Genomic DNA, 23,415 nt, shown 5'->3' with positions numbered 1-23,415 from the left:
TCCGTGTCCTTTCGGGTCCGGGTCCTTTCGGATCAGTGCTCTTTCGGGTTCGCGCGGGAACGAGAACGAAGACGTGCCGACGAGTGCGATGCACGAACGCGATGTGCGAATACGGCACCATGGCGTACCCGGCGTACGGAGAACGCGCGTCGCGGACACGCCGGCCCGGTGCGGGACTACGGGCTGTACGGGCGTACGGGCGGGCAACCGTCCGCGGAGCCCGCGTTCAGCGCTTACGAAGTACGAAGCACGAAGAAGCTGAAGCGCGACCCGCCGCCAGACGCCTACGAAGCCGGTCCGTCCTTGGGTGACGGCGAAGGCAAAGGCGCAGCCGAAGGCACGGCCGGGCCACTGGGCCGGGCCGCCGCCAGGCGCTCGCCGACCGCGCGCAGGCCCGCCAGGTCGTGTACGTCGCCGGGGAGCGCGGCTACTTCGGCCACCGGCACCTCGGGGTGCAGCGCGGTGAAGCGGTCGCGCGTGCGGCGCTCACGGGCCAGCACCCTCATCCGCTCGGCGTGCAGCCGCAGCAGGCGAGCGGCGAGCTGTTCCGGGGTGGCCTCGACGGGATCGGCCGCCTCGGCGGTGGTGGTGGGGTCGGTGGTGACGGGCGCGGTGCTGTCCTGTGAGCCCTCAGTGGCGGTGGGGGAGCCGCTGTCGGGGGCTGACGGGCCGCTTGAGTGAGGTTTCCCCGCGGCGCGATCCACAATGCCGGAACCGGCAAGATTTTCTGCGTAATCGGCCGCCTGGCCCGCCGAAGCCCCCGCGGGGCCCTCGGGGCCGTCGGAGCCGTCCGTGAGGGCTTCGGCGGCGGCCAGCGCGCGCTCCGCCGACAGCCCGGCGGCGCCGCTGCCGTGCACCCGGTTCAGTACGAGCCCGGCCAGCGGCATCCGGTCGGCGGCCAGCCGCTCGATGAAGTACGCCGCCTCGCGCAGCGCGTCCCGCTCCGGCGCGGCGACGACGAGGAACGCCGTGCCGGGCGCCTGGAGCAGGCGGTACGTGGCGTCCGCGCGGGTGCGGAAGCCGCCGAACATCGTGTCCATCGCCGCGACGAACGTCTGCACGTCGCGCAGCAACTGCGCGCCCATCAGCTTGTTCAGCGGCCCGCTCATCACCGACATGCCGACGCCCAGGAACTTCATCCCCGCACGGCCGCCGATCTTGGCCGGGGCCATCAGCACCTTGATGAACTTGCCGTCCAGGAAGGAGCCGAGGCGGCTCGGCGCGTCCAGGAAGTCGAGGGCGGAGCGGCTCGGAGGAGTGTCGACGACGATCAGGTCCCACTCGTCGCGGGCGCGGAGCTGGCCGAGTTTCTCCATGGCCATGTACTCCTGGGTGCCGGCGAACCCGGCGGAGAGGGACTGGTAGAAGGGGTTCTCCAGGATGGCCCGGGCCCGCTCCTCGTCGGAGTGCGCCTCGACGATCTCGTCGAAGGTCCGCTTCATGTCCAGCATCATGGCGTGCAGTTCGCCGCCCGCGCCGCCGTCGACGCCCTCGACCCGGCGCGGCACGTTGTCCAGCGCCTCGATGCCCATCGACTGCGCGAGCCTGCGCGCCGGGTCGATGGTGAGGACGACGACCTTCCGGCCGCGCTCCGCGGCCCGTACCCCCAGGGCGGCGGCCGTCGTGGTCTTGCCGACGCCGCCGGAGCCGCAGCACACCACGATGCGGGTGGCGGGGTCGTCCAGGACCGGGTCCACCTCCAGCCGGTAGGTGGTGTCCGCCAGGCCGTTCACGAGGCCACCCCTTGCTTCCGCAGTCCGCGGGCCATGCGGTAGAGGCCCGCCAAGTCCACGCCGTCGCCGAGCAGTTCGAGTTCGTACGTGGGCAGGCCGAGGCCGGATATCTCGGCCCTCCCGCTGCGCTCCAGGGCCACCCGCTCGGTGTGCTCGCGGGCCTCTTCCAGCAGCGGGTCTATCAGGAGGTCCGCGGGGCCGCCGCGCTGGGCGCCGCCGAGCCCGGCCCGCGAGAGGGCCTTGGCCACGGCGGGCCGCTGCCCGTTCGCGACCACGTCCACGGCCGTCTCGTCGAGCAGCGCGGGCCGCACCATGTTGATCACGACGCCGCCGACCGGGAGCCCCGCGGCCCGCAGCTCCGCCACGCCGTCCACGGTCTCCTGGACGGGCATCTCCTCCAGCAGCGTCACCAGGTGGACCGCGGTCTCGGCGGACTTCAGGACGCGCATCACGGCCTGCGCCTGATTGTGTATCGGGCCGACCCTGGCCAACCCGGCCACCTCGTCGTTCACGTTGAGGAAGCGGGTGATGCGGCCCGTCGGCGGGGCGTCCATGACGACGTGGTCGTAGACGAACCGCCCGCCCTTGTCCTTCCTGCGGACCGCCTCGCACGCCTTGCCGGTCAGCAGCACGTCCCGCAGGCCGGGCGCGATCGTCGTGGCGAAGTCGATCGCGCCGAGCTTCTTCAGGGCCCGGCCCGCGCCGCCCAGTTTGTAGAACATCTGGAGGTAGTCGAGGAGCGCCAGCTCCGCGTCGATGGCCAGCGCGTGTACTTCCCCGCCGCCCGGGGCCACCGCGATCTTCCGTTCCGCGTAGGGCAGCGCCTGCGTCTCGAAGAGCTGCGCGATCCCCTGCCTGCCCTCGACCTCGACCAGCAGGGTGCGTTTCCCCTCGGCGGCGAGCGCGAGCGCGAGGGCGGCGGCGACCGTGGTCTTACCGGTGCCGCCCTTGCCGCTGACGACGTGGAACCTGCTCATGATTTGGAGCCTAACCAGTCGGGCCCCGGAGTACGCACGAGGCCGGGGGAGAGAGGCATTACAGTCGCACCATGACCAAGTGGGAATACGCGACCGTGCCGCTGCTCGTACACGCGACCAAGCAGATTCTGGACACCTGGGGCGAGGACGGCTGGGAGCTCGTCCAGGTCGTGCCCGGCCCGAACAACCCCGAGCAGTTGGTGGCCTACCTCAAGCGGGAGAAGCAGGCATGAGCGTCGTCGAGGACAAGCTGCGCTCGCTCGGCCTGAGCCTGCCGGACGTCGTGCCGCCGCTGGCCGCGTACCAGCCGGCCGTACGCTCCGGCGACTACGTGCACACCTCCGGGCAGCTCCCCATGGTCGAGGGCAAGCTGCCGCGCACCGGCAAGGTCGGCGCGGACCTCGACGCGGACCAGGCCAAGGAGCTGGCGCGGACCTGCGCGCTCAACGCGCTCGCCGCCGTGAAATCGGTCACGGGCGACCTCGACAAGATCGTGCGGGTCGTGAAGGTCGTCGGCTTCGTCGCCTCGGCCCCGGACTTCACCGGCCAGCCGGGCGTCGTCAACGGCGCCAGCGAACTCCTCGGCGAGGTGCTGGGCGAGGCCGGCGTGCACGCGCGCAGCGCCGTCGGCGTGGCGGTCCTGCCGATCGACGCCCCCGTGGAGGTCGAAATCGTCGTCGAGGTCCGCGACTAGCCCGCCCGCGCCGCCGCGTACCCCGGGGCTCGGCCCCGGACCCCGGTCCTCAATCTCCCCCGGCTACCGCTGGAACGTGCCCCCTGACGGGCCGACGGTGGGCGTACGCCCCCGAGGCTGGCTCGGCCGATCTTGGTTGGTCCCGGCCCCCGGCCTTCCCCGGCTACCGCTGGAAAGTGCCCCCTGACGGGCCGGTGGTGGGCGTACGCCCCCGAGGCTGGCTCGGCCGATCTTGGTTGGCCCCGGCCCGTAGAGCCTGGAACAGTCCATCGGATGAGCCGGGCCCTTGGCCCGGCCCGCCCCCCGCCCAGGCTCGCGGGCCGGGCCGACCGGCCGATCTTGGCGGGCGCACGCCCGCGAGCCCCGGGCCGCAGGCCCGCCCCCCTACGGCCGGGGGCCGTTTCGGCTGGTGTGATGCTCATCGGGGCCGGCCCCGATGAGCTTGGCCCCCTCGTACATCAGCGCGTGAGCGCATAGCATCCGGCCATGTCGTCCTCGACCAACGGACAGTGGTACCCGCCGGAGTGGCCGGATCGGATTCGTGCGCTCGCGAGCGGGAAGTTGACGCCTGCTGTGCCGCGGCGGGCGGCGACGGTGCTGCTGCTGCGGGACGCCGGGCCCGGCCGAGGAGCTGAGGAGCCCGGCGGGATCTCGGTCTACATGTTGCGCAGACGCGCGTCCATGGCCTTCGCCGGAGGCGCGTACGCCTACCCGGGCGGCGGCGTGGACCCGCGCGACGAGCGGCCCGTGGCCTGGGCGGGGCCCTCGCGGGCGCGCTGGGCCGCGCGGCTGGGGACGGACGAGGCGGCCGCGCAGGCGATCGTCTGCGCCGCGGTGCGGGAGACGTTCGAGGAGGCGGGCGTCCTCCTCGCGGGCCCGGCTCCGGACACCGTCGTCCGCGACATCACGGGCGACGACTGGGAGGCGGACCGCGCCGCCCTCGTCGCCCGGGACCTCTCGTTCGCCGACTTCCTCGAACGCCGCGGCCTCGTCCTCCGTTCCGACCTGCTCGGCGCGTGGGCGCGGTGGATCACGCCGGAGTTCGAGCCGCGCCGGTACGACACCTGGTTCTTCGTGGCCGCCCTACCGCAAGGGCAGCGCACCCGCAATGCCTCGACGGAGGCGGATCGTACGGTCTGGACCCGCCCGGCCGACGCCGCCGACGGGTACGACCGGGGCGACCTGTTGATGATGCCGCCCACCATCTTCACGCTGCGCTCCCTGGCGCCGTACGGAACGGTCGCCGAGGCGCTGGGCTCCGCGGACGGCCGCGATCTCGCGCCCGTACTCGCCAAGGCCCGCCTCGAAGCGGGCGAACTGGTGCTGAGCTGGCCGGGGCACGACGAGTTCACCAAACGCATCGACGCGTACGCCGCTGCCGCCGAGCGGAGCGGCGAAACCGGCGGCGAATCCGGCGACGACACCTCCACGGGGGCCTGAACATGACCCATGCGGCAGCACTTCCCGGACAGCCGCGCGGCGGCGTCATCGGCGGCCCGGCCACCGACCGCGCCGTCTGCGTACTGGCGCCCAACCCGTCCGCGATGACGCTCGACGGCACCAACACCTGGCTGCTCTCCGAACCCGGCTCCGACCTCGCCGTCGCCGTCGATCCCGGCCCGCTGGACGAGGGGCACCTGACCAACGTCATCGCCACCGCCGAGCGCGCCGGCAAGCGCGTCGCCCTCACCCTCCTCACCCACGGCCACCCCGACCACGCGGACGGCGCGGCGCGCTTCGCCGAGCTGACCGGCACGCCCGTACGCGCCCTGGACCAGGCGCTGCGCCTCGGCGACGAGGGGCTGGGCGAGGGCGACGTGATCACGACGGGCGGCCTGGAGCTGCGCGTCGTGCCCACGCCGGGCCACACCGCCGACTCCCTCTGCTTCCACCTTCCGGCCGACTCGGCGGTGCTGACCGGCGATACGGTCCTGGGGCGCGGTACGACCGTGGTGGCCCACCCGGACGGGCGGCTCGGCGACTACCTCGACTCGCTGCGGCGGCTGCGGTCGCTGGCGGTCGACGAGGGCGTCGACACGGTCCTGCCGGGGCACGGACCGGTGCTGAACGACGCCCGGGGGGTCATCGAGTTCTATCTGGCCCACCGCGCGAACCGGCTCGCCCAGGTGGAGACGGCCGTCGAGGACGGTTACCGGACGCCTTCGGAGGTCGTCGCCCATGTCTACGCGGACGTCGACCGCACGCTATGGCCCGCGGCCGAGCAGTCCGTACGGGCCCAGCTCGACTATCTCGGCGAGCATGGGCTGATCTGAGCCGGTTCTGCTGATCTGAGCCGGTTCTTTCGATCCGTGCCGGCTGTTCCGGCTCTTCCTGCCATTCCGGCCGCCGGTTCTCCGCCGCTGTCCGTGTCTCAATCGGCCCCCGCCGCCTGTCGCCGTCGGCCCGCGCCCTCCTCCGACGGCAGGAAAGGCGCCGCCACTTGCAGGAAGAGCGCCCGCCGCTCGTCGGGCACGCCGAGGAGTTCGGCGGCCTCTTCCAGGGTGACGCGCGGGGTGCCGGTGCCCGCTGGGGCGGGCGGGGGGTACGTCGCGGGCAGGGGCAGGTCGTCTTCGGTCAGCTTTCCGGACCGGATGAGCACGTCGCGCACGGGGACCGCGAGCGCTCGCGCGAGGCCGCGCATCGTGGTCAGGTCGGGCATGCTCTGCCGTTGCAGCAGCCGGGTGACGGCCGCGCGGTGTACGCCCGCGTCATCGGCGATCTTGGATCGGCCGCCGCCTCGGGGGTGATCGATGTCGTAGCCACGGAACCTCATGAGGTCCTCCATCCAGGCCGCGAATTCCTCCAGGGTGTCCTTCACGGTGAGTCCGCTCCCTCCATCCGCGCAACAGACTAACGCGCGTGCGCGAGCGAAATGTTCGGCTGAGGTTAGAGGGTGGAATGGGGTTGAAGTGCTGTGTGGGGCGTGTGAAGGAACTGCAAATTGCGCGCGAGTGCGAAACACGGAAAATTCATCGAAGAGAGGCGTGCGTCTGAACGCCGCCGGTTCGCCTGCGGGGTCCGCGATTGATTGCACGCAAGCTCTTGTTGCGCACTCGCGCGATCAGGTACCTTCCTCATGTCGCGGCACGGATCTCCGGCCTTCCCCGTGGGCCGTCGAGGCCCGTGCCGCGACACGCCCGGGCCGGGCCGCGTCGCGCGCGGGCCACGCTGCCGACGGGGGCGTACGGCACGTTCACGCACGAGCGAAGGGCCCGCCGGATCGATCTCCGGCGGGCCCTCTCGTACGTTCCGGGGGCGCGCGGCGCGGTTGGGGGCTCGTACGCCCGTACGGCCCGCTCTGGTCCGTACGGGTCATGCGATGTGCGCGCCCGCACCCCGGGCGGCGTGCCCATAGGCGTGTCTGTACGGCCCGTATGCCCGTACGGGGCCGTCCCTGCGGCCCGTAAAGGATCAGCGCGAGCGCTTCGCCAGCCGTTCCACGTCCAGCAGGATCACGGCGCGCGCCTCCAGGCGCAGCCAGCCGCGGCCCGCGAAGTCGGCGAGGGCCTTGTTGACCGTCTCCCGGGAGGCGCCGACGAGCTGTGCCAGCTCCTCCTGGGTGAGGTCGTGCACCACATGGATGCCCTCCTCCGACTGCACGCCGAACCGGCGCGACAGGTCGAGGAGCGCCTTCGCGACGCGCCCGGGCACGTCGGAGAAGACGAGGTCGGACATCGAGTCATTGGTCCGGCGCAGGCGGCGGGCGACGGCGCGCAGCAGCGCCGTGGCCACCTCGGGCCGGGCGTTGAGCCATGGCTGGAGGTCGCCGTGGCCCAGGCCGAGGAGCTTGACCTCGGTGAGCGCGCTGGCGGTGGCGGTGCGCGGCCCCGGATCGAAGAGGGACAGCTCACCGATCAGCTCGCCGGGCCCGAGGACGGCCAGCATGTTCTCCCGGCCGTCGGGGGAGGTCCGGTGGAGCTTCACCTTCCCCTCGGTGACCACGTAGAGCCGGTCTCCGGGGTCACCCTCGTGGAACAGGGCCTCACCCCTCGCGAGGGTGACTTCACCCATGGAGGCGCGCAGCTCAGCGGCCTGCTCGTCATCGAGCGCCGCGAAGAGCGGGGCGCGCCGCAGAACGTCGTCCACGAGATCTCTCCTTGTCGACATGCGCAGAGGACCGTGGTCCCCATCATGCCGGACGATAAAACAGTGCGATCAATCACAAGTTTGACGCACCGGCGTCCCGGACCGTACGGCAGGGGTCCGATTGGGCTGCGGATTTGCTGCGGTCGGGGCGGATGTCAGTGCTGGGCTTTAGTCTGGCCGAGTGTCCAATACGCCGGTGAGAGCACAGGGAAAGGGGCCCGGAGGTCCCCCCGACAAAGGGACGCGGCGGGCGGCCGCGTCCCGCGATTCCGCCCTGGGCGAACGTACGCCCGAGAAGAAGACGAGAGCGGCTAATAGCAGCAAACCGCCCGCGGGCGGGGGTGGCAAGACGAGCGGGGGCGAGTCGCACCTCGCGCTGGTGCGCCGGGCGCGCCGCATCAACCGCGAGCTCGCCGAGGTCTATCCCTACGCCCACCCCGAGCTCGACTTCGAGAACAGCTTCCAGCTCCTCGTCGCCACGGTGCTCTCGGCGCAGACCACGGACCTGCGGGTCAACCAGACCACCCCGGCCCTCTTCGCCGCCTACCCGACGCCGGAGGACATGGCGGCGGCGGACCCGGAGGCCCTGGAGCAGTTGATCCGGCCGACGGGTTTCTTCCGGGCCAAGGCGAAGTCGCTGCTCGGGCTCTCCGCGGCGCTGCGCGACAACTTCGGCGGCGAGGTGCCGGGCCGCCTGAAGGACCTGGTCACGCTGCCCGGCGTCGGCCGCAAGACCGCCAATGTCGTCCTGGGCAACGCCTTCGGGGTGCCGGGCATCACCGTGGACACGCACTTCGGGCGGCTCGTGCGGCGCTGGAAGTGGACGGACGAGACGGACCCGGAGAAGATCGAGGCCGTCGTCTGCGACCTCTTCCCGAAGAGCGAGTGGACGATGCTCTCGCACCGCGTCATATTCCACGGCCGCCGCGTCTGCCACTCCCGCAGGCCCGCGTGCGGAGCCTGCCCGATCGCGCCGCTCTGCCCGTCGTACGGGGAGGGCGAGACGGACCCGGAGAAGGCCAAGAAGCTGTTGAAGTACGAGATGGGCGGCCGGCCGGGGCAGCGGCTCAAGCCTCCGGCCGACTTTCCGGGGCAGCCGGCGCCGCCGCTGGGCGCCGATGTGGAGGTGGAGTGACGAGTACGTACGGCGGCGCGGCCGTCGTCAGCACAGAGGGGCTCCCGCGGTGGCTGCTGCCCGTGGCGCGGGCGGCCGAGACGATCGAACCGCGGCAGCTCAGCCGTTTTCTGCCGCCGGAGACGGGCGGCCGGCAGTCGGCCGTGCTGGTCCTCTTCGGGGACGGCGATGCGGACGGGGGCGGGGACGGAGCCGGGAACGCGGTCCGGAACCCGGTGGGGGGTGGCGGCGGCGAGAACGGTGGCGATAGCGGTGGCGCGGGCGACCGGGGTGGCGACCGGGCCGGCCACGACAGGAGTGCCGGCGGCCAGAGCGCCCGCGGCCCCGTCCTGCTGCTCACCGAGCGGGCGGGCAGCCTGCGTTCGCACGCCGGGCAGCCCTCGTTCCCCGGCGGCTCCCTCGACCCCGAGGACGGCGATCCGGACGGCGCGGGCCCGCTGCGCGCGGCCCTGCGCGAGGCGCGGGAGGAGACCGGACTCGACCCCTCCGGCGTCCAGCTCTTCGGCGTCCTGCCGCGGCTCTACATCCCGGTGAGCGGCTTCGTCGTGACACCCGTGCTCGGCTGGTGGCGCGAGCCCAGCCCCGTCATGCCGGTCGATCCACGCGAGACGGCGCGGGTCTTCACGGTGCCGGTCGCCGACCTCACCGACCCCGCCAACCGGGCCACGACCGTCCACCCGAGCGGCCACCGCGGCCCGTCCTTCCATGTCGCCGACACCCTGGTCTGGGGGTTCACGGCCAGCGTCATCGACCGGATCCTGCACTACGCCGGCTGGGAGCTGCCCTGGGACCGGGAGAAGCGGGTGCCGCTCGACGGGCGCGCGTGAGACGGTGACCCAGCACGGCGCTCCGTCGCCCGTACGGCGGGGCGGCGACCCAGCACGGCGTCCCGAGGCTCGTAGGGCGGGGCGGCGACCCGGCACGGCGCTCCGAGCTCGTACGGCGGGGCGGTGCAACGACGACATGACGACACCAAGGCGAGGCATTTTTCGGTGAACGTGCTGGACATCGTGCTGTTGCTCGCCGCCGTGTGGTTCGCGGTCGTCGGCTTCCGGCAGGGCTTCGTCGTGGGCGTGCTGTCGGTCATCGGGTTCCTCGGCGGCGGCCTCGTCGCCGTCTATCTGCTTCCCGTCGTCTGGCACAGCGTCACCGACGAGACGTCGCCCAGCACCTGGGAGGCGATCGCGGCGGTGGTCATCGTGATCGTCTGCGCCTCCGTCGGCCAGGCGGCCACCACCCACCTGGGCAACAAGCTCCGCCGGCACATCACCTGGTCCCCGGCGCGCGCCCTGGACGCCACCGGCGGCGCGCTCGTCAACGTCGTCGCGATGCTGCTGGTCGCCTGGCTCATCGGCTCCGCCCTCGCGGGCACCTCCCTGCCGACGCTCGGCAAGGAGGTCCGCAACTCCAAGGTGCTGCTCGGCGTCGCCAGGGTGCTGCCGCCGCAGGCCGACACCTGGTTCGCGGACTTCAGCTCCGCCCTCGCGCAGAACGGCTTCCCGCAGGTCTTCGCCCCCTTCTCCAACGAGCCCATCACCGACGTCCCGGCCCCCGACCCGAGGCTCGCGGCCGGCCCGGTGGCGCGGGACGCCCAGCGCTCCATCGCGAAGGTCGTGGGCACCGCGCCCAGTTGCGGGAAGGTCCTGGAGGGCACCGGTTTCGTCTTCGCGCCGCACCGGGTGATGACCAACGCCCACGTCGTCGGCGGCGTCAAGGAGCCCACGGTCCAGATCGGCGGCCGGGGCAAGCTGCACGACGCGACGGTCGTCCTCTACGACTGGAAGCGCGACATCGCCGTCCTGGACGTCCCGACGCTCGACGCGCCGGCGCTGCGCTTCTCCTCGCCCGACGCGACGAGCGGCAAGAGCGCCATCGTCGCGGGGTTCCCGGAGAACGGCGCGTACGACGTGCGCGCGGCCCGCGTCCGAGGCCGCATCCAGGCCAACGGCCCGGACATCTACCACCGCGGTACGGTCCGCCGCGACGTCTACTCCCTCTTCGCGACCGTACGGCAGGGCAACTCCGGCGGCCCGCTGCTCACCCCGGACGGCCGCGTCTACGGCGTGGTCTTCGCCAAGTCCCTCGACGACGCCAACACGGGCTACGCCCTCACCGCGGACGAGGTCCGCGAGGACGTCGGCCGGGGGCGTACGGCCACGCGCCAGGTCGACAGCGAGGGCTGCGCGCTCTGAGCCGCGTCGGCGCTCTGAGCCACGCACGCGCCCTGAGCCGCGTACGTGCTCCGGGGCGGGTACGTGCTCCGAGGCGGGTGCTCCGAGGCGGGTCGGCGGGGCCTTCAGCCGAGCGCTTCGGTCGAGCGCGTCAGGGGACTGGCCGGCCTCGGCTAGCGGCTGCGGGGATGGCGCAGCCGCGCCGACACCCACCGCGCGCGGCGCCGGATGATGCGTGGGATGCCGATACGGGGGTCGTGGCCCACGCCTCGCGGGGAGCCGCCCCTGTCGGAAACGCTCAGCGCGGCATCGCCAGCGGCGCCGCGCTCGTGAGTCAGGTCACGGTAGTCGTGCGTCCAGCCCATACCGAGCTACGTGCCCCTCTCGCGTGGTCCGTAACCGCCTCGGGGCCCGGCAATTGGCCTATGCGCCGGGCAATTGGCTGTTCGAAGGACGTGTGTTCGCCTGGGGCGTACGGCCGGAACCGGGGCCGCAGAGCCGTCCGGCGGGCCGGGTGCGACGGGCGGGCCGGACCGCCTCATGAGATGCCGTCCTTCGGTATTCTCCCGAATTCCCCCGATCGTGGCGCCGTAACGCAACCGGACGGCGCGGTTTGCGCGGGTTGCGCGAACCGCGCCGATCGCGCGGAGTGGGAGCGCTCCCGAAGCGCCGCCCACCGACCCGGTCGCGGGCCCTACTGCCCCCGGGGCCGGCCCCGGATTCTGCCGCCTACCGGTCCGGTTCCGGGTCCTTCAGCCAGTTCACCAGCTCGGTCGAGAACGCCACCGGGTCCTCCTCGTGCGGGAAGTGCCCCAGGCCGTCGAAGAGCCGCCAGCGGTACGGGGCCTCGACGTACTCGCCGGAGCCCGCCGCGCTGCGGGTGCGCATCACGGGGTCGAGCGAGCCGTGCAGATGGAGCGTCGGCACCCGCACCGGCCGCCGCATCCGGCGGTTGAACTGGATGCCGTCCGGCCGCGCGATGGACCGCACCATCCACCGGTACGGCTCGATCGAGCAGTGCGCCGTCGACGGGATCGTCATCGCCCGCCGGTAGGCGTCCACGGCCTCGTCGTCCGGCACCCGCGGCCCCGACCAGTCGCGCATCAGCCGTCCGATCACCGCCGCGTCGTCCGCGACCAACTGACGTTCGGGCAGCCACGGCCGCTGGAACCCCCAGATGTACGAACTCGCGGCGCTCTGCTTGACGTCCGAGACCATCGCCGCGCGCCACCGGCGCGGATGCGGCATCGAGGCCACCGCCAGCCGACGTACCAGCTTCGGCCGCATCACCGCCGCCACCCACGCCAGGTACCCGCCGAGGTCGTGCCCCACCAGCGCCGCGTCCGGCTCGCCGAGCGAGCGGATCACGCCGGTGATGTCGAGCGCGAGGTTGGCGGGGTCGTAACCCCTGGGCGTACGGTCGCTGCCGCCCACGCCGCGCAGGTCCATCGCCACGGCGCGGAACCCGGCGTCGGCGAGGGCGGGCAGTTGGTGCCGCCACGTCCACCAGAACTGCGGGAAGCCGTGCAGCAGCAGCACCAGCGGGCCCTCGCCCATCTCGGCGATGTGGAACCGCGCGCCGTTGGCCGCGACGTCCCGATGGCTCCAGGGCCCGTCGGGACGTACGACCGCGGAGGGCGCGGCGAGCGCGGCGGCCGAGCCGGGGGCCGCGGGCGCCGCGGAGGTGTCGGGGACCGTCATACAGCCGAGCGTGTCACAGAAGAGCCCGTACGGGGGGCCTCGACCGCGGGGCGCGGGTGCGGTTTGACGCTGCCGAGCACGGCGGCCGTCTCCTTCGCCGAGGCGATGGACTTCTCCGGCGGCGTGATCTTCTTGAACTTGGCGACGGCCAGCAGCCCGAGGATCGCGGCCACGACGAGGAACGCGCCGCCGACGATCAGGAACGACCAGGCGAGGCCCAGGCCGAGGTTGTGGATGCCGTACGCCGCGGCGAAGCTCAGCACGGGCAGCGCGAAGAGCGCCAGTACGCCGGCGCCCGCGATGGCACCGCCGCCGATGCCGGCCCGTTTGGCGTCCTGCCGCAGTTCGGCCTTGGCCAGCGCGATCTCGTCGTGCACCAGCGCGGACAGGTCGGCGGTGGCCGCGGCCACCAGTTGCCCGAGGCTGCGGCTCGCGCCGTCGTCGGCTGTGCTCATCGCCTGCTCCCTCTTCGTTTCCAACGGACCATTCCAACGGACCATCAGCAGATCTTCAGCGGTCTAAAGCCTCTCAGATCATGCCGGACCATCGTCCCCGGCGGGGCGTGTGGAGGCGACTTCGGCCAGCCGACGGTGTTCGGCGGCCTTCGCCTCGTGGATCGCCGCCATCCGAAGGTGGTAGTCCGGGTTGTCCTGCTCGTAGACGTCGGGGATGCCGTCCTGGTCCTCGTCGCGGTCCTCCTCCGCGCAGAGCTTCTTGTACTTGTTGTCGCGCAGCTTGAGCAGCACGCTGGCCAGTACGGCCGCGATCAGCGAGCCGATCAGCACGGCGGCCTTCGACTCGTCCGTCAGCAGCGGGTCGTCGGCGAACGCCAGCTCGCTGATCAGCAGGGAGACCGTGAAGCCGATGCCCGCCAGCGACGCCACGGCGAGCACGTCCGGCCATTTGAGTTCCGGGTTCAGTTCCGCCCGGGTGAAGCGGGCGGCGCACCAGGTGCCGCCGAAGACGCCGATCGCCTTGCCGAGTACGAGCCCGAGGACGACGCCGAGCGTCTCCGGCTTGCTGAAGACGTCCGAGAGCGCGCCGCCGGAGACCGCGACGCCCGCCGAGAACAGCGCGAACAGCGGCACCGCGAGCCCGGCCGACAGGGGGCGCACGAGGTGTTCGATGTGCTCGCCGGGGGAGTACTTCTCGCCGTCGCGGGTGGTGCAGCGGAGCATCAGGCCCATGGCGACGCCGGCGATCGTCGCGTGGACGCCGCTGTTGTACATCAGCGCCCAGTTGACCACGGCCAGCGGCACGTAGATGTACCAGCCGCGGACGCCCTTGCGCAGTAGCAGCCAGAAGACGGCGAGGCCCAGCACGGACAGGCCGAGGGCGACGAAGTTGAGCTGCGAGGTGAAGAACACCGCGATGATCAGGATCGCGAAGAGGTCGTCGACGACGGCGAGGGTGAGCAGGAACGCGCGGAGCGCCGAGGGCAGCGAGGTGCCGATGACCGCGAGTACGGCGAGCGCGAAGGCGATGTCGGTGGCGGTCGGCACCGCCCAGCCGCCGAGCGAGCCGCCGCCGATCTCGTTGACGGTGAAGTAGACCAGCGCGGGCATGGCCATGCCGCAGACCGCGGCGACCACGGGCAGGATCGCCGCCTTCGGCTCGCGCAGCTCGCCCGCCACGAGCTCGCGTTTGAGCTCGATGCCGGCGACGAAGAAGAAGACGGCGAGCAGCCCGTCGGCGGCCCAGTGCTGGATGGACAGGTTCAGGCCGAGCGAGGAGGGGCCGAGGTGCAGGCCCCGGAACGACTCGTAGCTCTCGCGCAGCGGGGTGTTCGCCCAGACGATCGCCGCCACGGCGGCGGCGAGCAGCAGGACGCCGCCGACCGTCTCGGTGCGCAGTGCCTCGGCGATGTAGTTCCGCTCGGGCAGGGACAGGCGTCCGAGGAAGGTGGAGCGGCGGGTCTTGGGCGCGGTCACGTCGGCGGCCTCCGGTGGGGGTCGGTAGCTGAGGGCACAGCTAAGGCAGTTGCCGACCAGACTTCCCGGCTCACCAGAGTGCATTTTTTAGCGTTATGTTGACGCGCCGCACACTTTACCTGGTGTAGGCAAGGACGAATCCGGTGATCCGCACCTTACGGGCATAAGGGCCGCTCGGCCCTCCCGGAGCCCGCGAACGAGGGCACCCCGAGAGCGCCCCCAGGGCGCCCCTCGGGCTCCCGGGGAGCGGGAACAGGGAGCGCCCGGGAACGCGAACGAGGGGCACCCGACGACATCCGGGTGCCCCTCGCTCGTACGGCGCCTGGGCCGCGTACGGCGTCCTGAACCGCGTACGGCGTCCTGAACCGCGTACGGCGTCCTGGGCCGCGTACGGCCTCTGAGCCGCGTACGGCGCTTGGGCCGCGTACACGGCGCTTGGGCCGCGTACGGCCCTGCCTAGTCCTCGCTGCCCGCCGCGGGCAGCTTGGCCTGGATGAGGTCCATGACCGACGAGTCGGTCAGCGTGGTCACGTCACCGAGGGTGCGGTTCTCGGCGACATCGCGCAGCAGCCGGCGCATGATCTTCCCGGAACGGGTCTTCGGCAGCTCCGCGACCGGCAGGATGCGCTTCGGCTTGGCGATCGGCCCGAGCTGCTTGCCGACGTGCGCCCGCAACTCCTCCACCAGCCCCGCGTCCTCGGCGTCGACGCCGCCGCGCAGGATGACGAAGGCGCAGATGGCCTGCGTGGTCTGCGGGTCGGTCGCGCCGACCACCGCGGCCTCGGCGACCTTGGGGTGCGAGACGAGCGCCGACTCGACCTCGGTGGTCGAGATGTTGTGGCCGGAGACCAGCATCACGTCGTCCACCCGGCCGAGCAGCCAGATGTCGCCGTCCTCGTCCTTCTTGGCGCCGTCGCCCGCGAAGTAGCGGTTCTCGAAGCGGGACCAGTACGTGTCCAGGTAGCGCTGGTCGTCGCCCCAGATGGTGCGGAGCATCGACGGCCACGGCTCGGTCAGCACGAGATAGCCGCCGGAGCCGTCGGGCACCTCGTTGGCGTCGTCGTCCACGACCGTCGCGGCGATGCCGGGCAGTGCCACCTGCGCCGAGCCGGGCTTCGTCTCCGTGACGCCCGGCAGCGGGCTGATCATGATGCCGCCGGTCTCCGTCTGCCACCAGGTGTCGACCACGGGCGTACGGTCCGCGCCGATGTGCTTGCGGTACCAGACCCACGCCTCCGGGTTGATCGGCTCGCCCACCGACCCCAGCACCCGCAGGCTGGAGAGGTCGAACTTGGCGGGGATGTCGTCGCCCCACTTCATGCAGGCCCGGATCGCCGTCGGGGCCGTGTAGAGGATCGTCACGCCGTACTTCTGGACGATCTCCCACCAGCGGCCCTGGTGCGGGGTGTCCGGCGTGCCCTCGTAGAGAACCTCGGTGGCGCCGTTGGAGAGCGGCCCGTAGACGATGTACGAGTGCCCGGTCACCCAGCCGACGTCGGCCGTGCACCAGAAGACGTCGGTCTCCGGCTTGAGGTCGAAGACGGCGTGGTGGGTGTACGACACCTGGGTGAGGTAGCCGCCCGTGGTGTGCAGGATGCCCTTCGGCTTACCGGTGGTGCCGGAGGTGTAGAGGATGAACAGCGGGTGCTCGGCGTCGAACGCCTCCGGCGTGTGCGCCTCGCTCTGCCGCTCCACGATCTCGTGCCACCACACGTCGCGGCCCTCGGTCCACGCCACGTCCTCCTGCCCGGTGCGCCGGACGACGAGCACGCTGCGCACGTTCTCCGTGCCGGGGCGGGTCAGGGCCTCGTCGACGGCCGGCTTGAGGGCGGAGGGCTTGCCGCGCCGGTAGCCGCCGTCGGCGGTGATGACGACGCGGGCGTCGGCGTCGTGGATGCGGGTGGCCAGCGCGTCGGCCGAGAAGCCGCCGAAGACGAGCGAGTGCGGCGCGCCGATACGGGCGCACGCCAGCATCGCGATGACGGCCTCGGGGATCATCGGCAGGTAGATGGCGACCCGGTCGCCGGTCTCCACGCCCAGTTCGATGAGGGCGTTCGCCGCCTTGGAGACCTCGCGCTGGAGCTCGGCGTAGGTGATCGACCGGGTGTCGCCCGGCTCGCCCTCGAAGTGGATGGCGACGCGGTCGCCGTTGCCGTTCTCGACGTGCCGGTCGACGCAGTTGTACGCCACGTTGAGCTTGCCGTCCGCGAACCACTTGGCGAACGGCGGGTTCGACCAGTCCAGCGTCTCGGTCGGCGCGGTCTCCCAGCTCAGCCGGCGTGCCTGCTCGGCCCAGAAACCCAGCCGGTCAGCCTTGGCCTGCTCGTACGCCTCCGCCGTGACGTTGGCGGCGGCGGCCAGTTCGGCAGGCGGTGCAAAGCGGCGCTCCTCCTTAAGAAGGTTGGCCAGGCTTTCGTTGCTCACGACATCTCCCATTCCCAGGGTGCCCGTTGTATCCCGGGGCCTAGCTCATCAGCCTGCGGCATCCCCTGACAAGGGTTGTCGGCAAAATTGGTTTAGACCTGTCGCTCCCTTCCGCCCGCCCACGGCCCGCCCGGCCCCGGCCCGCGCCCGCCCGGTGTCCCGCGAACGGATGAACCGGCTAACGGCCGTAGCCGAGGCCGGGCGGTCGGCACGGCACGGGGCCGTGAGGGACCTGGCTGGCGCGACCTGCCCGGCGCGACCCGCCGGGCGTGGTCTGACCAGCTCGGTCAGATCAGCTCGGTCACACCGGGTCGAGGACCTCGGGTCGTACGGCCGTGAACGTCCCCTCCCGTCTGTCCAGTACATAGGCCTGCGCCTCGGCAACGTGGAAGTACATGCCGTGCAGTTGAAGCCTCCCCTCGGCCACCCGCCGGGCGACGCAAGCGTGCGCCATCAGGTGATCCAACTGCTGCATCACATTGACGAGCGCGAGCCTCTCCACGTCATCGCTCACCGGTCGGTCGGTCAGCGCCACTTCGCCCCGCCCCAGCCGGCCGATGCGCTGAAGCCGAGCCAGACTCGGCCGCCCATGCCGCAGCCAGCGATCCAGCGACGTCGCTTCCGCGTCCCCGCTCAGCTCTCCTGGCCCGCCCCGCCCTCCTGGCCCGGTCTGTCTCGCTGGTACGGGTCCGTCGGCGGGTACGGGGCGCTGCGCCGCTCGTACGGGCTCCTCGGCGGGTACGGAGGGAGCCGTAGCCGCTCCGGGGCGCGTCGCGGCGACCCCACGGCGTGGCGCGGTTGGTACGGCCGGGGCTGCCGTGGTGCCAGTGGTGGAAGTGGCAGGGATGGCAGGGGCGGCAGGCGCGGTGAGAGGGGCGGAGGGCGCGGCGGCGGTCCCCGAGGCGGCGAGGAGCGCCTGCATCGCACCGCACCCGGAGTGGCCGCACACGGTGATGCTGTCGACCTCCAGCACGTCGACCGCGTACTCCACGGCGGCCGCGACGGAGTCACAGGAGGCGTCGCTCCCAGGCGGCGGCATCAGATTGCCGACATTGCGCACGGTGAACAGGTCGCCCGGCCCACTGGAAGTGATCATGCTGGTCACCAGGCGGGAATCGGCGCAGGTGAGAAAGAGCTGGGTGGGCCGCTGCCCCTCACGGGCCAGCCGCTCCAGTTCGGGCCGTACGAGCGCGGCCGTATGGCGCTGGAACGCGCTGACCCCGCCCAGCAGTTGCCGACCGCTCCCCTTCACGGGCGGCGCCCCCGTCGGCCGTACGCAGTGGTGGTTGTGCCACGGCGTCCAGGGCCGGCAGACGTGGGCCCCGGCCGGTTCCGCGATCGGCTGCCCGGCCCGGCCGCTCAGCCGCACCCAGCCGCCGCGCGCCGTATGCCCGCTGGACCAGGACTGCAACGCGTCGTACGCGGCGTGGTCCATGAACGACCCGCTCAGTTCGATCACGGTGTCGGCGCCCGGTGGCACCTGCGCGAGCGCCCGGGTCAGCCTGGGAACCGCCAGGAACGTCAACTGGCCGTCGACCAGCACCCGATGGCGGTCGGGCTCCGGCGTGACCGTGATACGCGTGTGGGTCAGTCTCCGCAGCGAGGTCAGGGCGGCCACGGCGATCCCGGCCGCCACACCCTGCAGGACTCCGCAGACGACCACCGCTCCGAGTGTGGTCGCGTAGACCGGGAACTCCCGGTGCCGCTGCACATGCCTGATGTGCGCGAAGCTCACCATCTGCACGCCGACGACCATGACCAGCGCGGCCAGCGCGGCGAGGGGGACCAGCTCCAGCGCCGCAGCCGCCAGCCCCGCGCCCAATACCACCCAGACGCCGTGCAGCACCGTGGAGTTACGGGAGGCGGCCCCGGCCTTGACGTTGGCCGACCCCCGGATAGCGCCGCCCGCGATCGGCAACCCGCCGAGCAAGCCGGACACCACATTCGCCGTGCCCTGCCCGGCCAATTCGCGGTTCAGCCCGGCGCGGCGCACCGCCGGCCCTGGGCGCTCGGCCGCGAGCTTGTCGACCGCGACGGCCGACAGCAGCGATTCCATGCTCGCGACGATCGTGACCGTGAGGACGGCCGCGGCCACCCCCAGCAGCGGCCCCGAGGGCAGCGCGGGCAGCGCTTGAAGCTCCCAGCCGGGCAGTGAGACGCGGGGCAGCGTCGTCCCGGCGCTCGCGGACGTGGCTACGGCGATGGCGGCGAGCGGCGCCGGGACCGTACGGGCCCATCGGCCGTACCGACCGGGCAGCCGCGGCCAGGCGACGAGCACGGCCACGGTCACCGCGCCGATCAGCAGGGTGGCCGCCTGCGGATGTGCCAACTCCCCGGGGAGCGCCGCGAGGTTGCTCAGCGCCGAACTGTTGGGGCTGTCGCCGAGCACGACATGGAGCTGGCCGATGGCGATCGTGACGCCGATGCCCGCGAGCATCGCGTGCATGATCGCCGGGCTGACGGCGAGGGCCGCCCGGGCCACTCGCAGCGCCCCCAGAGCGAGTTGGGTCAGGCCGGCGAGGACGGTGATCGCGCAGGTGGCGCGCCAGCCGTACTGCTGGACCAGCTCGGCGGTCACCACGACGAGCCCGGTCGCCGCCCCGCTGACCTGGAGCGGAGCCCCGCCGAGCAGTCCGGCGACGATGCCGCCCACCGCGGCGGCGATGAGCCCGGAGCGGAGCGGCGCGCCGGTGGCGAGCGCGATGCCGAGGGAGAGCGGAACGGCGATCAGGAAGATGGTGACCGAGGCGGACAGATCACGGCGCCAACGGACCGCTGATGGCTCGTGTTGCCGCTGTGGGGTCTCCGGGGGCGGAGGGGCGTGGGCGACCGGTGGGTTGGAGCCCGGGGGAGCGTGGTCCGGGGCGGGGCGGCTTGGTTGGGACGGCGGAGGCTGCATGGTCGTTCCCGTCTTCGTCGGGGCGGCGCGGCCGCGCGTGGGCGCGGCCGTGTGTCACGGCGTGCAGCGGCGGGAGCGGCTGCGAGGCTGGGTGATCCTCAACGCTTGGTAAACAAACAGTAATGGAGAGTAAAGACGGGCGGAAGTCTCGCAAGTGCTTCGGCGCGTCTATTCCTCCTATCGAGTGAAGTTCCCTTCCTTGCAGCTTGTCGTCATCTTTTCCTTTTGTCATATATGTGATTTTTAACCCCTCTGCTCACCTGAGCGACAAAGGAAGAGGTGAACCGATGGCGGCATCTTGGAGAGCCGCAGTAGGGGTTCTCGTGACATCGACGCTGGCCGCGGGGGCGGTCGGCTGCTCGGGAGACCCGGGCACCAAGGACGACGCGCCACGCAAGGGACCGGCCGCCCCCAAGGCCGCCCCGCGCCCGGCCCGGCTCATCGGCGACGGATCGACCGCCTACACCGGGTCCCAACCGCACCAGCCCACACCCCGGCGGCTCAAGCCCGGTGAAAAGCCCCCGCAGTTCGTCGTCTTCTCGTGGGACGGCGCCGGCCAGGACAAGCAGCGGCTGTTCTCCCATTTTCGGGAGGTCGGCAAGAAGTACGACGCGACCATGACGTACTTCCTCAGCGGCGTGTATCTGCTGCCCGGGGCCAAGAAAGAGCTGTACCACCCGCCCAAGCACGCGCCGGGCGCCTCCGACATCGGCTTCAACGACATCAAGGGGATCAAGGACACCGCCGAACAGCTCGGCGGGGCCTGGCGCGACGGCAACGAGATCGGCACCCACTTCAACGGCCACTTCTGCGGCCCGGACCGGGGCGTCGGCACCTGGTCGCCCGAGGAGTGGAAGAGCGAGATCCGCCAAGCCGAGTCGTTCGTCCGGAACTGGAAGACCAACTCCGGTCTCAAGGGCGGACAACCGCTGCCCTTCGACTACAGCAAGGCCCTTGTCGGCGGCCGGGCCCCCTGCCTTGAGGGGCAGCGCAACCTGATCCCGGCCGCCAAGGCCATGGGGTTCCGCTACGACTCCAGTTCCGTCGGCGGCCGTCAGGTCTGGCCCCGACAGATCGACGGGGTCTGGGACTTCCCCCTCCAGGAAATCCCCGTGCCCGGCCGCGCCTTCGAGACCCTCTCGATGGACTACAACTTCCTCGCCAACCAGTCCGGTACGACGCGCGGCGACCCCGCGCACCACGCGGCCTGGGGCAAGCAGATGCGCGACGGACTGCTCCAGGGGTTCAACCGCGCCTACAACGGCAACCGGGCGCCGATGTTCATCGGCGACCACTTCGAGTCCTGGAACGGCGGCGTCTACATGAAGGCCGTCGAAGACACGATCAAGACGGTCTGCCCGAAGGAAGGCGTGCGCTGCGTCTCCTTCAAGCAGCTCGCCGACTGGCTGGACGTACAGGACCCGAAGCTCCTCGCCCAACTGCGGAAGCTGGACGTGGGGGAGCGGCCCAAGTCCGGCTGGTCGCGGTTCCCCGACGCCCAGTCGCAGCGGCCGCTCAAGCAGGCTGCGGGGTAGCCGAACGCTCCTCGCCGAGCACGAAGGAGGGGTCGACCTGCGCAGCCAGGTCGGCCCCGGTCCGCTCGTTCCCCCAACTCTCGGCGTTCTTCAGGTGGAAGTGCACCATCTGGCGCGTGTACTGCTCCCAGTCGCGCCCCTCGTACGACGCGTCCGCCGCCTCCCGCAGGGACCGCAGCGCGAGCCGGTTGGGCTCCTCCAGGAACTCGAAGCGGGGCGGCCGGCCCTTCTCCATGGCGCGCACCCAGTCGGAGTGGCCGACCGTGACGAGCAGGTCGTCCCCGACCTCCTCCCGCAGGAAGGCGAGGTCGTCCGGGCCCTGCACCTTGTTGCCGACGACCTTGAGGCGGACCCCGAAGTCCCGCGCGTACTCCCGGTACTGGCGGTAGACCGAGACGCCTTTACGGGTCGGCTCGGCGATCAGGAACGTCATGTCGAAGCGGGTGAACATCCCGGAGGCGAAGGAGTCGCTGCCCGCCGTCATGTCGACGACGACGAACTCGTCGCGACCGTCGACGAGATGGTTGAGGCACAGCTCCACCGCCCCGACCTTGGAGTGGTAGCAGGCCACGCCGAGGTCGGACTCGGTGAACGGCCCCGTCGCCATGAGCTGGATCTCGGCGTCGTCGTCCAGCCGGACGGTCCTCGCGCACGCCGCGTACACCGGGTTGTCCTCGCCGACGCGCAGCAGCCGCGACCCCCCGCCCGGCGGCGTTGTCTTGATCATCGTGGCGGCGGAGGCGATGCGCGGGTTCGTGCCGCGCAGATAGTCCTTGATCAGCGGTAGCTGCGCGCCCATCGCGGGCAGCGCGGCGGCCTCCGCCTCGTCCAGCCCCAGGGCCGCCCCCAGGTGCTGGTTGATGTCGGCGTCCACGGCCAGTACGGGCGTACCACCGGCGGCGAGGTGGCGGATGAACAGCGAGGACAGCGTGGTCTTGCCGCTGCCGCCCTTGCCTACGAAAGCGATCTTCATGTTCACCAACAGTAGGTGCGGCTTTGCGGAAAGTGAGAGCGCCGAGTGAAGAAGACCACTCGTTCGGGGGGTGTGGACCCGAAGTGCGTAGGGTCGTACCCATGAGTACGACAGTCGACCCGCTCGCCGCCCTGGGCTCCCTGCCGGGCGTAGCCGAGGCCGTGGGCGCCGTCCGCACGGCCGTGGACCGCGTCTACGGCCACCGTGTGATGCGCCGCCGCAGCAACGAGGTCACCTCGGAGGCGGCGCTCCGCGGAGCGCGCGGCTCCGCGGCGCTGTCCGACGCCGACTGGGCGCTCGAAGAGGTGCGCCGCCGCACGGACTTCGGGGTCGAGGGCGAGGCGCGCACGGTCGGCGCGGCGCTGCGGCTGACCGCCGAGGCCGGCACGCTGCTGAGCGTCTGGCGCCAGTCGCCGCTGCGGGTACTCGCCCGGCTGCACCTGGTGGCCGCCGGCGGCGCGCAGCCGGACGACGCGGTGGGGCGGCCCCGGCTCGCGGGCGAACCGGTCGCGGAGCCGCTGATCGAGGTGGAGCTGCCCGACGCCGACGAGGTGGCGGGGCGGCTCGACGGCCTGGCCGAGCTGCTGATCGCGGGGAGCGAGGCTCCGGCGCTGGTGACGGCCGCCGTAGTGCACGGCGAACTGCTCGCGCTGCGACCCTTCGGCTCGTGCAACGGCCTCGTCGCCCGGGCGGCCGAACGGATCGTGCTCGTCGGCAGCGGTCTGGACCCGAAGTCGATCTGCCCGGCCGAGGTGGGCCACGCGGAGCTGGGGCGCGCGGCGTACGCGGCGGCGCTCGACGGCTATGTGTCCGGCACCCCGCGGGGCATGGCGGCGTGGATCGCGCACTGCGGCCGTGCTGTCGAACTCGGGGTGCGGGAGAGTACGGCCGTATGCGAGGCGCTGCAGCGCGGCGCGGCCTGAGCCTCCGCTGCGCTCCGAATGGACTGGCGCACAGGGTTGCGGCGGCACCCGTAAAACTCTGGTACCGCCGCTGGCACGTCCGCCGGGTTACCAGTGCGTGCTCGATATTTGCCCATCAGGTCGGAGAACTTCGCCCGTTACCTGGTGCGGCTGGCCCGTAATCGACGGGTCGGCGTCGCGTGGGTGCCCGGAATTCGTGCTCGGTCCGTGGGGCCTTGGTGCGTTGAGGGCTT

Annotated in this window: 20 protein-coding genes; 9 read left to right on the top strand and 11 right to left on the bottom strand. The window is 71.9% G+C overall.

Translation table 11 applies throughout. The features are described from left to right. Positions 1 to 284: 284 nt before the first annotated feature. Both bagB and bagA read right to left on the bottom strand, forming a co-directional pair. Positions 285 to 1,733, bottom strand: a complete 1,449-nt coding sequence (gene bagB / locus IF55_RS12225; protein WP_048831883.1) for an ATPase BagB — start codon at positions 1,731 to 1,733, stop codon at positions 285 to 287. Further along, a complete protein-coding gene (gene bagA / locus IF55_RS12220; RefSeq protein ID WP_030880855.1) occupies positions 1,730 to 2,710 on the bottom strand; it encodes an ATPase BagA in 981 nt (326 codons plus the stop codon). Before bagA ends, bagB begins: the two co-directional genes overlap by 4 nt. Before the next feature lie 71 nt (positions 2,711 to 2,781). On the opposite strand from bagA, the gene sp36 reads away from it, so the two are divergent. From sp36 to IF55_RS12205, 4 genes are all read left to right on the top strand, one after another. Further along, positions 2,782 to 2,943: a Sp36 family protein gene (sp36, locus tag IF55_RS38465; protein WP_003975360.1), complete on the top strand. Its 162-nt coding sequence runs from the start codon at positions 2,782 to 2,784 to the stop codon at positions 2,941 to 2,943. Continuing rightward, positions 2,940 to 3,404 (top strand): RidA family protein, encoded by a 465-nt coding sequence (locus tag IF55_RS12215; protein WP_030880852.1) that lies wholly within the window; start codon positions 2,940 to 2,942, stop codon positions 3,402 to 3,404. The genes sp36 and IF55_RS12215 overlap by 4 nt, the downstream gene beginning before the upstream one ends. A gap of 486 nt (positions 3,405 to 3,890) precedes the next feature. Then, positions 3,891 to 4,844, top strand: coding sequence for an NUDIX hydrolase (locus tag IF55_RS12210; protein ID WP_030880849.1), 954 nt, complete (start codon positions 3,891 to 3,893; stop codon positions 4,842 to 4,844). Between the two features lie 2 nt (positions 4,845 to 4,846). Beyond that, entirely contained in the window at positions 4,847 to 5,677 is an 831-nt protein-coding gene (locus IF55_RS12205) for an MBL fold metallo-hydrolase (RefSeq protein WP_030880846.1), read from the top strand. A gap of 98 nt (positions 5,678 to 5,775) precedes the next feature. On the opposite strand, the gene IF55_RS12200 is transcribed toward IF55_RS12205, so the two are convergent. Together IF55_RS12200 and IF55_RS12195 are read right to left on the bottom strand one after the other, a co-directional pair. Continuing rightward, positions 5,776 to 6,189, bottom strand: a complete 414-nt coding sequence (locus IF55_RS12200) for a helix-turn-helix domain-containing protein (RefSeq protein WP_048831901.1) — start codon at positions 6,187 to 6,189, stop codon at positions 5,776 to 5,778. 626 nt (positions 6,190 to 6,815) lie between these two features. Next, positions 6,816 to 7,490 carry a Crp/Fnr family transcriptional regulator gene (locus tag IF55_RS12195; RefSeq protein ID WP_030880840.1) on the bottom strand — a complete coding sequence of 225 codons (675 nt, stop codon included), beginning with the start codon at positions 7,488 to 7,490 and terminating at the stop codon, positions 6,816 to 6,818. A 376-nt stretch (positions 7,491 to 7,866) separates the two neighbouring features. Here IF55_RS12195 and nth point away from each other — a divergent pair, with 376 nt between their 5' ends. The 3 genes from nth to IF55_RS12180 all read left to right on the top strand — a co-directional run bounded on the left by nth (position 7,867) and on the right by IF55_RS12180 (position 10,817). Continuing rightward, positions 7,867 to 8,625, top strand: a complete 759-nt coding sequence (nth, locus tag IF55_RS12190) for an endonuclease III (RefSeq protein WP_030880839.1) — start codon at positions 7,867 to 7,869, stop codon at positions 8,623 to 8,625. After that, complete coding sequence (locus tag IF55_RS12185; protein ID WP_030880837.1) at positions 8,622 to 9,452, top strand: NUDIX hydrolase; 831 nt, start codon at positions 8,622 to 8,624, stop codon at positions 9,450 to 9,452. Before nth ends, IF55_RS12185 begins: the two co-directional genes overlap by 4 nt. A 165-nt stretch (positions 9,453 to 9,617) precedes the next feature. Next, a complete protein-coding gene (locus tag IF55_RS12180) occupies positions 9,618 to 10,817 on the top strand; it encodes a MarP family serine protease (RefSeq protein ID WP_030880834.1) in 1,200 nt (399 codons plus the stop codon). Between the two features lie 152 nt (positions 10,818 to 10,969). Here IF55_RS12180 and IF55_RS40515 read toward each other — a convergent pair whose 3' ends face one another. The 6 genes from IF55_RS40515 to IF55_RS12155 all read right to left on the bottom strand — a co-directional run bounded on the left by IF55_RS40515 (position 10,970) and on the right by IF55_RS12155 (position 19,751). Then, positions 10,970 to 11,161: a hypothetical protein gene (locus IF55_RS40515; protein ID WP_078644216.1), complete on the bottom strand. Its 192-nt coding sequence runs from the start codon at positions 11,159 to 11,161 to the stop codon at positions 10,970 to 10,972. A gap of 364 nt (positions 11,162 to 11,525) precedes the next feature. Beyond that, positions 11,526 to 12,497, bottom strand: a complete 972-nt coding sequence (locus tag IF55_RS12175) for an alpha/beta fold hydrolase (protein ID WP_030880831.1) — start codon at positions 12,495 to 12,497, stop codon at positions 11,526 to 11,528. After that, positions 12,494 to 12,952: a phage holin family protein gene (locus tag IF55_RS12170; RefSeq protein ID WP_030880826.1), complete on the bottom strand. Its 459-nt coding sequence runs from the start codon at positions 12,950 to 12,952 to the stop codon at positions 12,494 to 12,496. Before IF55_RS12170 ends, IF55_RS12175 begins: the two co-directional genes overlap by 4 nt. A 78-nt stretch (positions 12,953 to 13,030) precedes the next feature. Next, positions 13,031 to 14,428: a Na+/H+ antiporter NhaA gene (gene nhaA / locus IF55_RS12165; RefSeq protein WP_030880824.1), complete on the bottom strand. Its 1,398-nt coding sequence runs from the start codon at positions 14,426 to 14,428 to the stop codon at positions 13,031 to 13,033. 456 nt (positions 14,429 to 14,884) lie between these two features. Continuing rightward, positions 14,885 to 16,852 (bottom strand): acetate--CoA ligase, encoded by a 1,968-nt coding sequence (gene acs, locus IF55_RS12160; RefSeq protein ID WP_030880819.1) that lies wholly within the window; start codon positions 16,850 to 16,852, stop codon positions 14,885 to 14,887. Positions 16,853 to 17,153: 301 nt separating this feature from the next. Beyond that, a complete protein-coding gene (locus tag IF55_RS12155) occupies positions 17,154 to 19,751 on the bottom strand; it encodes a SulP family inorganic anion transporter (RefSeq protein ID WP_048831882.1) in 2,598 nt (865 codons plus the stop codon). A gap of 287 nt (positions 19,752 to 20,038) precedes the next feature. On the opposite strand from IF55_RS12155, the gene IF55_RS12150 reads away from it, so the two are divergent. Then, positions 20,039 to 21,286 (top strand): polysaccharide deacetylase family protein, encoded by a 1,248-nt coding sequence (locus IF55_RS12150; protein ID WP_048831881.1) that lies wholly within the window; start codon positions 20,039 to 20,041, stop codon positions 21,284 to 21,286. Here IF55_RS12150 and IF55_RS12145 read toward each other — a convergent pair. Next, entirely contained in the window at positions 21,267 to 22,259 is a 993-nt protein-coding gene (locus IF55_RS12145; RefSeq protein WP_030880809.1) for an ATP-binding protein, read from the bottom strand. The genes IF55_RS12150 and IF55_RS12145 overlap by 20 nt on opposite strands. A 101-nt stretch (positions 22,260 to 22,360) precedes the next feature. Here IF55_RS12145 and IF55_RS12140 point away from each other — a divergent pair, with 101 nt between their 5' ends. Continuing rightward, a complete protein-coding gene (locus IF55_RS12140) occupies positions 22,361 to 23,182 on the top strand; it encodes a Fic family protein (protein WP_030880806.1) in 822 nt (273 codons plus the stop codon). The last annotated feature ends 233 nt before the right edge of the window (positions 23,183 to 23,415 follow it).

Source organism: Streptomyces varsoviensis (assembly GCF_000718635.1).
Taxonomy (GTDB): domain Bacteria; phylum Actinomycetota; class Actinomycetes; order Streptomycetales; family Streptomycetaceae; genus Streptomyces; species Streptomyces varsoviensis.
This window is presented reverse-complemented; position numbering and strand designations above follow the sequence as displayed.

Coding starts and splice junctions, on each gene's coding strand:
- IF55_RS12205 (WP_030880846.1), top strand. CDS start 4,847: ATGACCCATGCGGCAGCACTTCCCGGACAGCCGCGCGGCGGCGTCATC.
- IF55_RS12175 (WP_030880831.1), bottom strand. CDS start 12,497: ATGACGGTCCCCGACACCTCCGCGGCGCCCGCGGCCCCCGGCTCGGCC.
- IF55_RS12215 (WP_030880852.1), top strand. CDS start 2,940: ATGAGCGTCGTCGAGGACAAGCTGCGCTCGCTCGGCCTGAGCCTGCCG.
- IF55_RS12145 (WP_030880809.1), bottom strand. CDS start 22,259: ATGAAGATCGCTTTCGTAGGCAAGGGCGGCAGCGGCAAGACCACGCTG.
- sp36 (WP_003975360.1), top strand. CDS start 2,782: ATGACCAAGTGGGAATACGCGACCGTGCCGCTGCTCGTACACGCGACC.
- IF55_RS12210 (WP_030880849.1), top strand. CDS start 3,891: ATGTCGTCCTCGACCAACGGACAGTGGTACCCGCCGGAGTGGCCGGAT.
- bagA (WP_030880855.1), bottom strand. CDS start 2,710: ATGAGCAGGTTCCACGTCGTCAGCGGCAAGGGCGGCACCGGTAAGACC.
- IF55_RS40515 (WP_078644216.1), bottom strand. CDS start 11,161: ATGGGCTGGACGCACGACTACCGTGACCTGACTCACGAGCGCGGCGCC.
- IF55_RS12155 (WP_048831882.1), bottom strand. CDS start 19,751: ATGCAGCCTCCGCCGTCCCAACCAAGCCGCCCCGCCCCGGACCACGCT.
- IF55_RS12170 (WP_030880826.1), bottom strand. CDS start 12,952: ATGAGCACAGCCGACGACGGCGCGAGCCGCAGCCTCGGGCAACTGGTG.
- IF55_RS12150 (WP_048831881.1), top strand. CDS start 20,039: ATGGCGGCATCTTGGAGAGCCGCAGTAGGGGTTCTCGTGACATCGACG.
- IF55_RS12200 (WP_048831901.1), bottom strand. CDS start 6,189: ATGGAGGACCTCATGAGGTTCCGTGGCTACGACATCGATCACCCCCGA.
- IF55_RS12140 (WP_030880806.1), top strand. CDS start 22,361: ATGAGTACGACAGTCGACCCGCTCGCCGCCCTGGGCTCCCTGCCGGGC.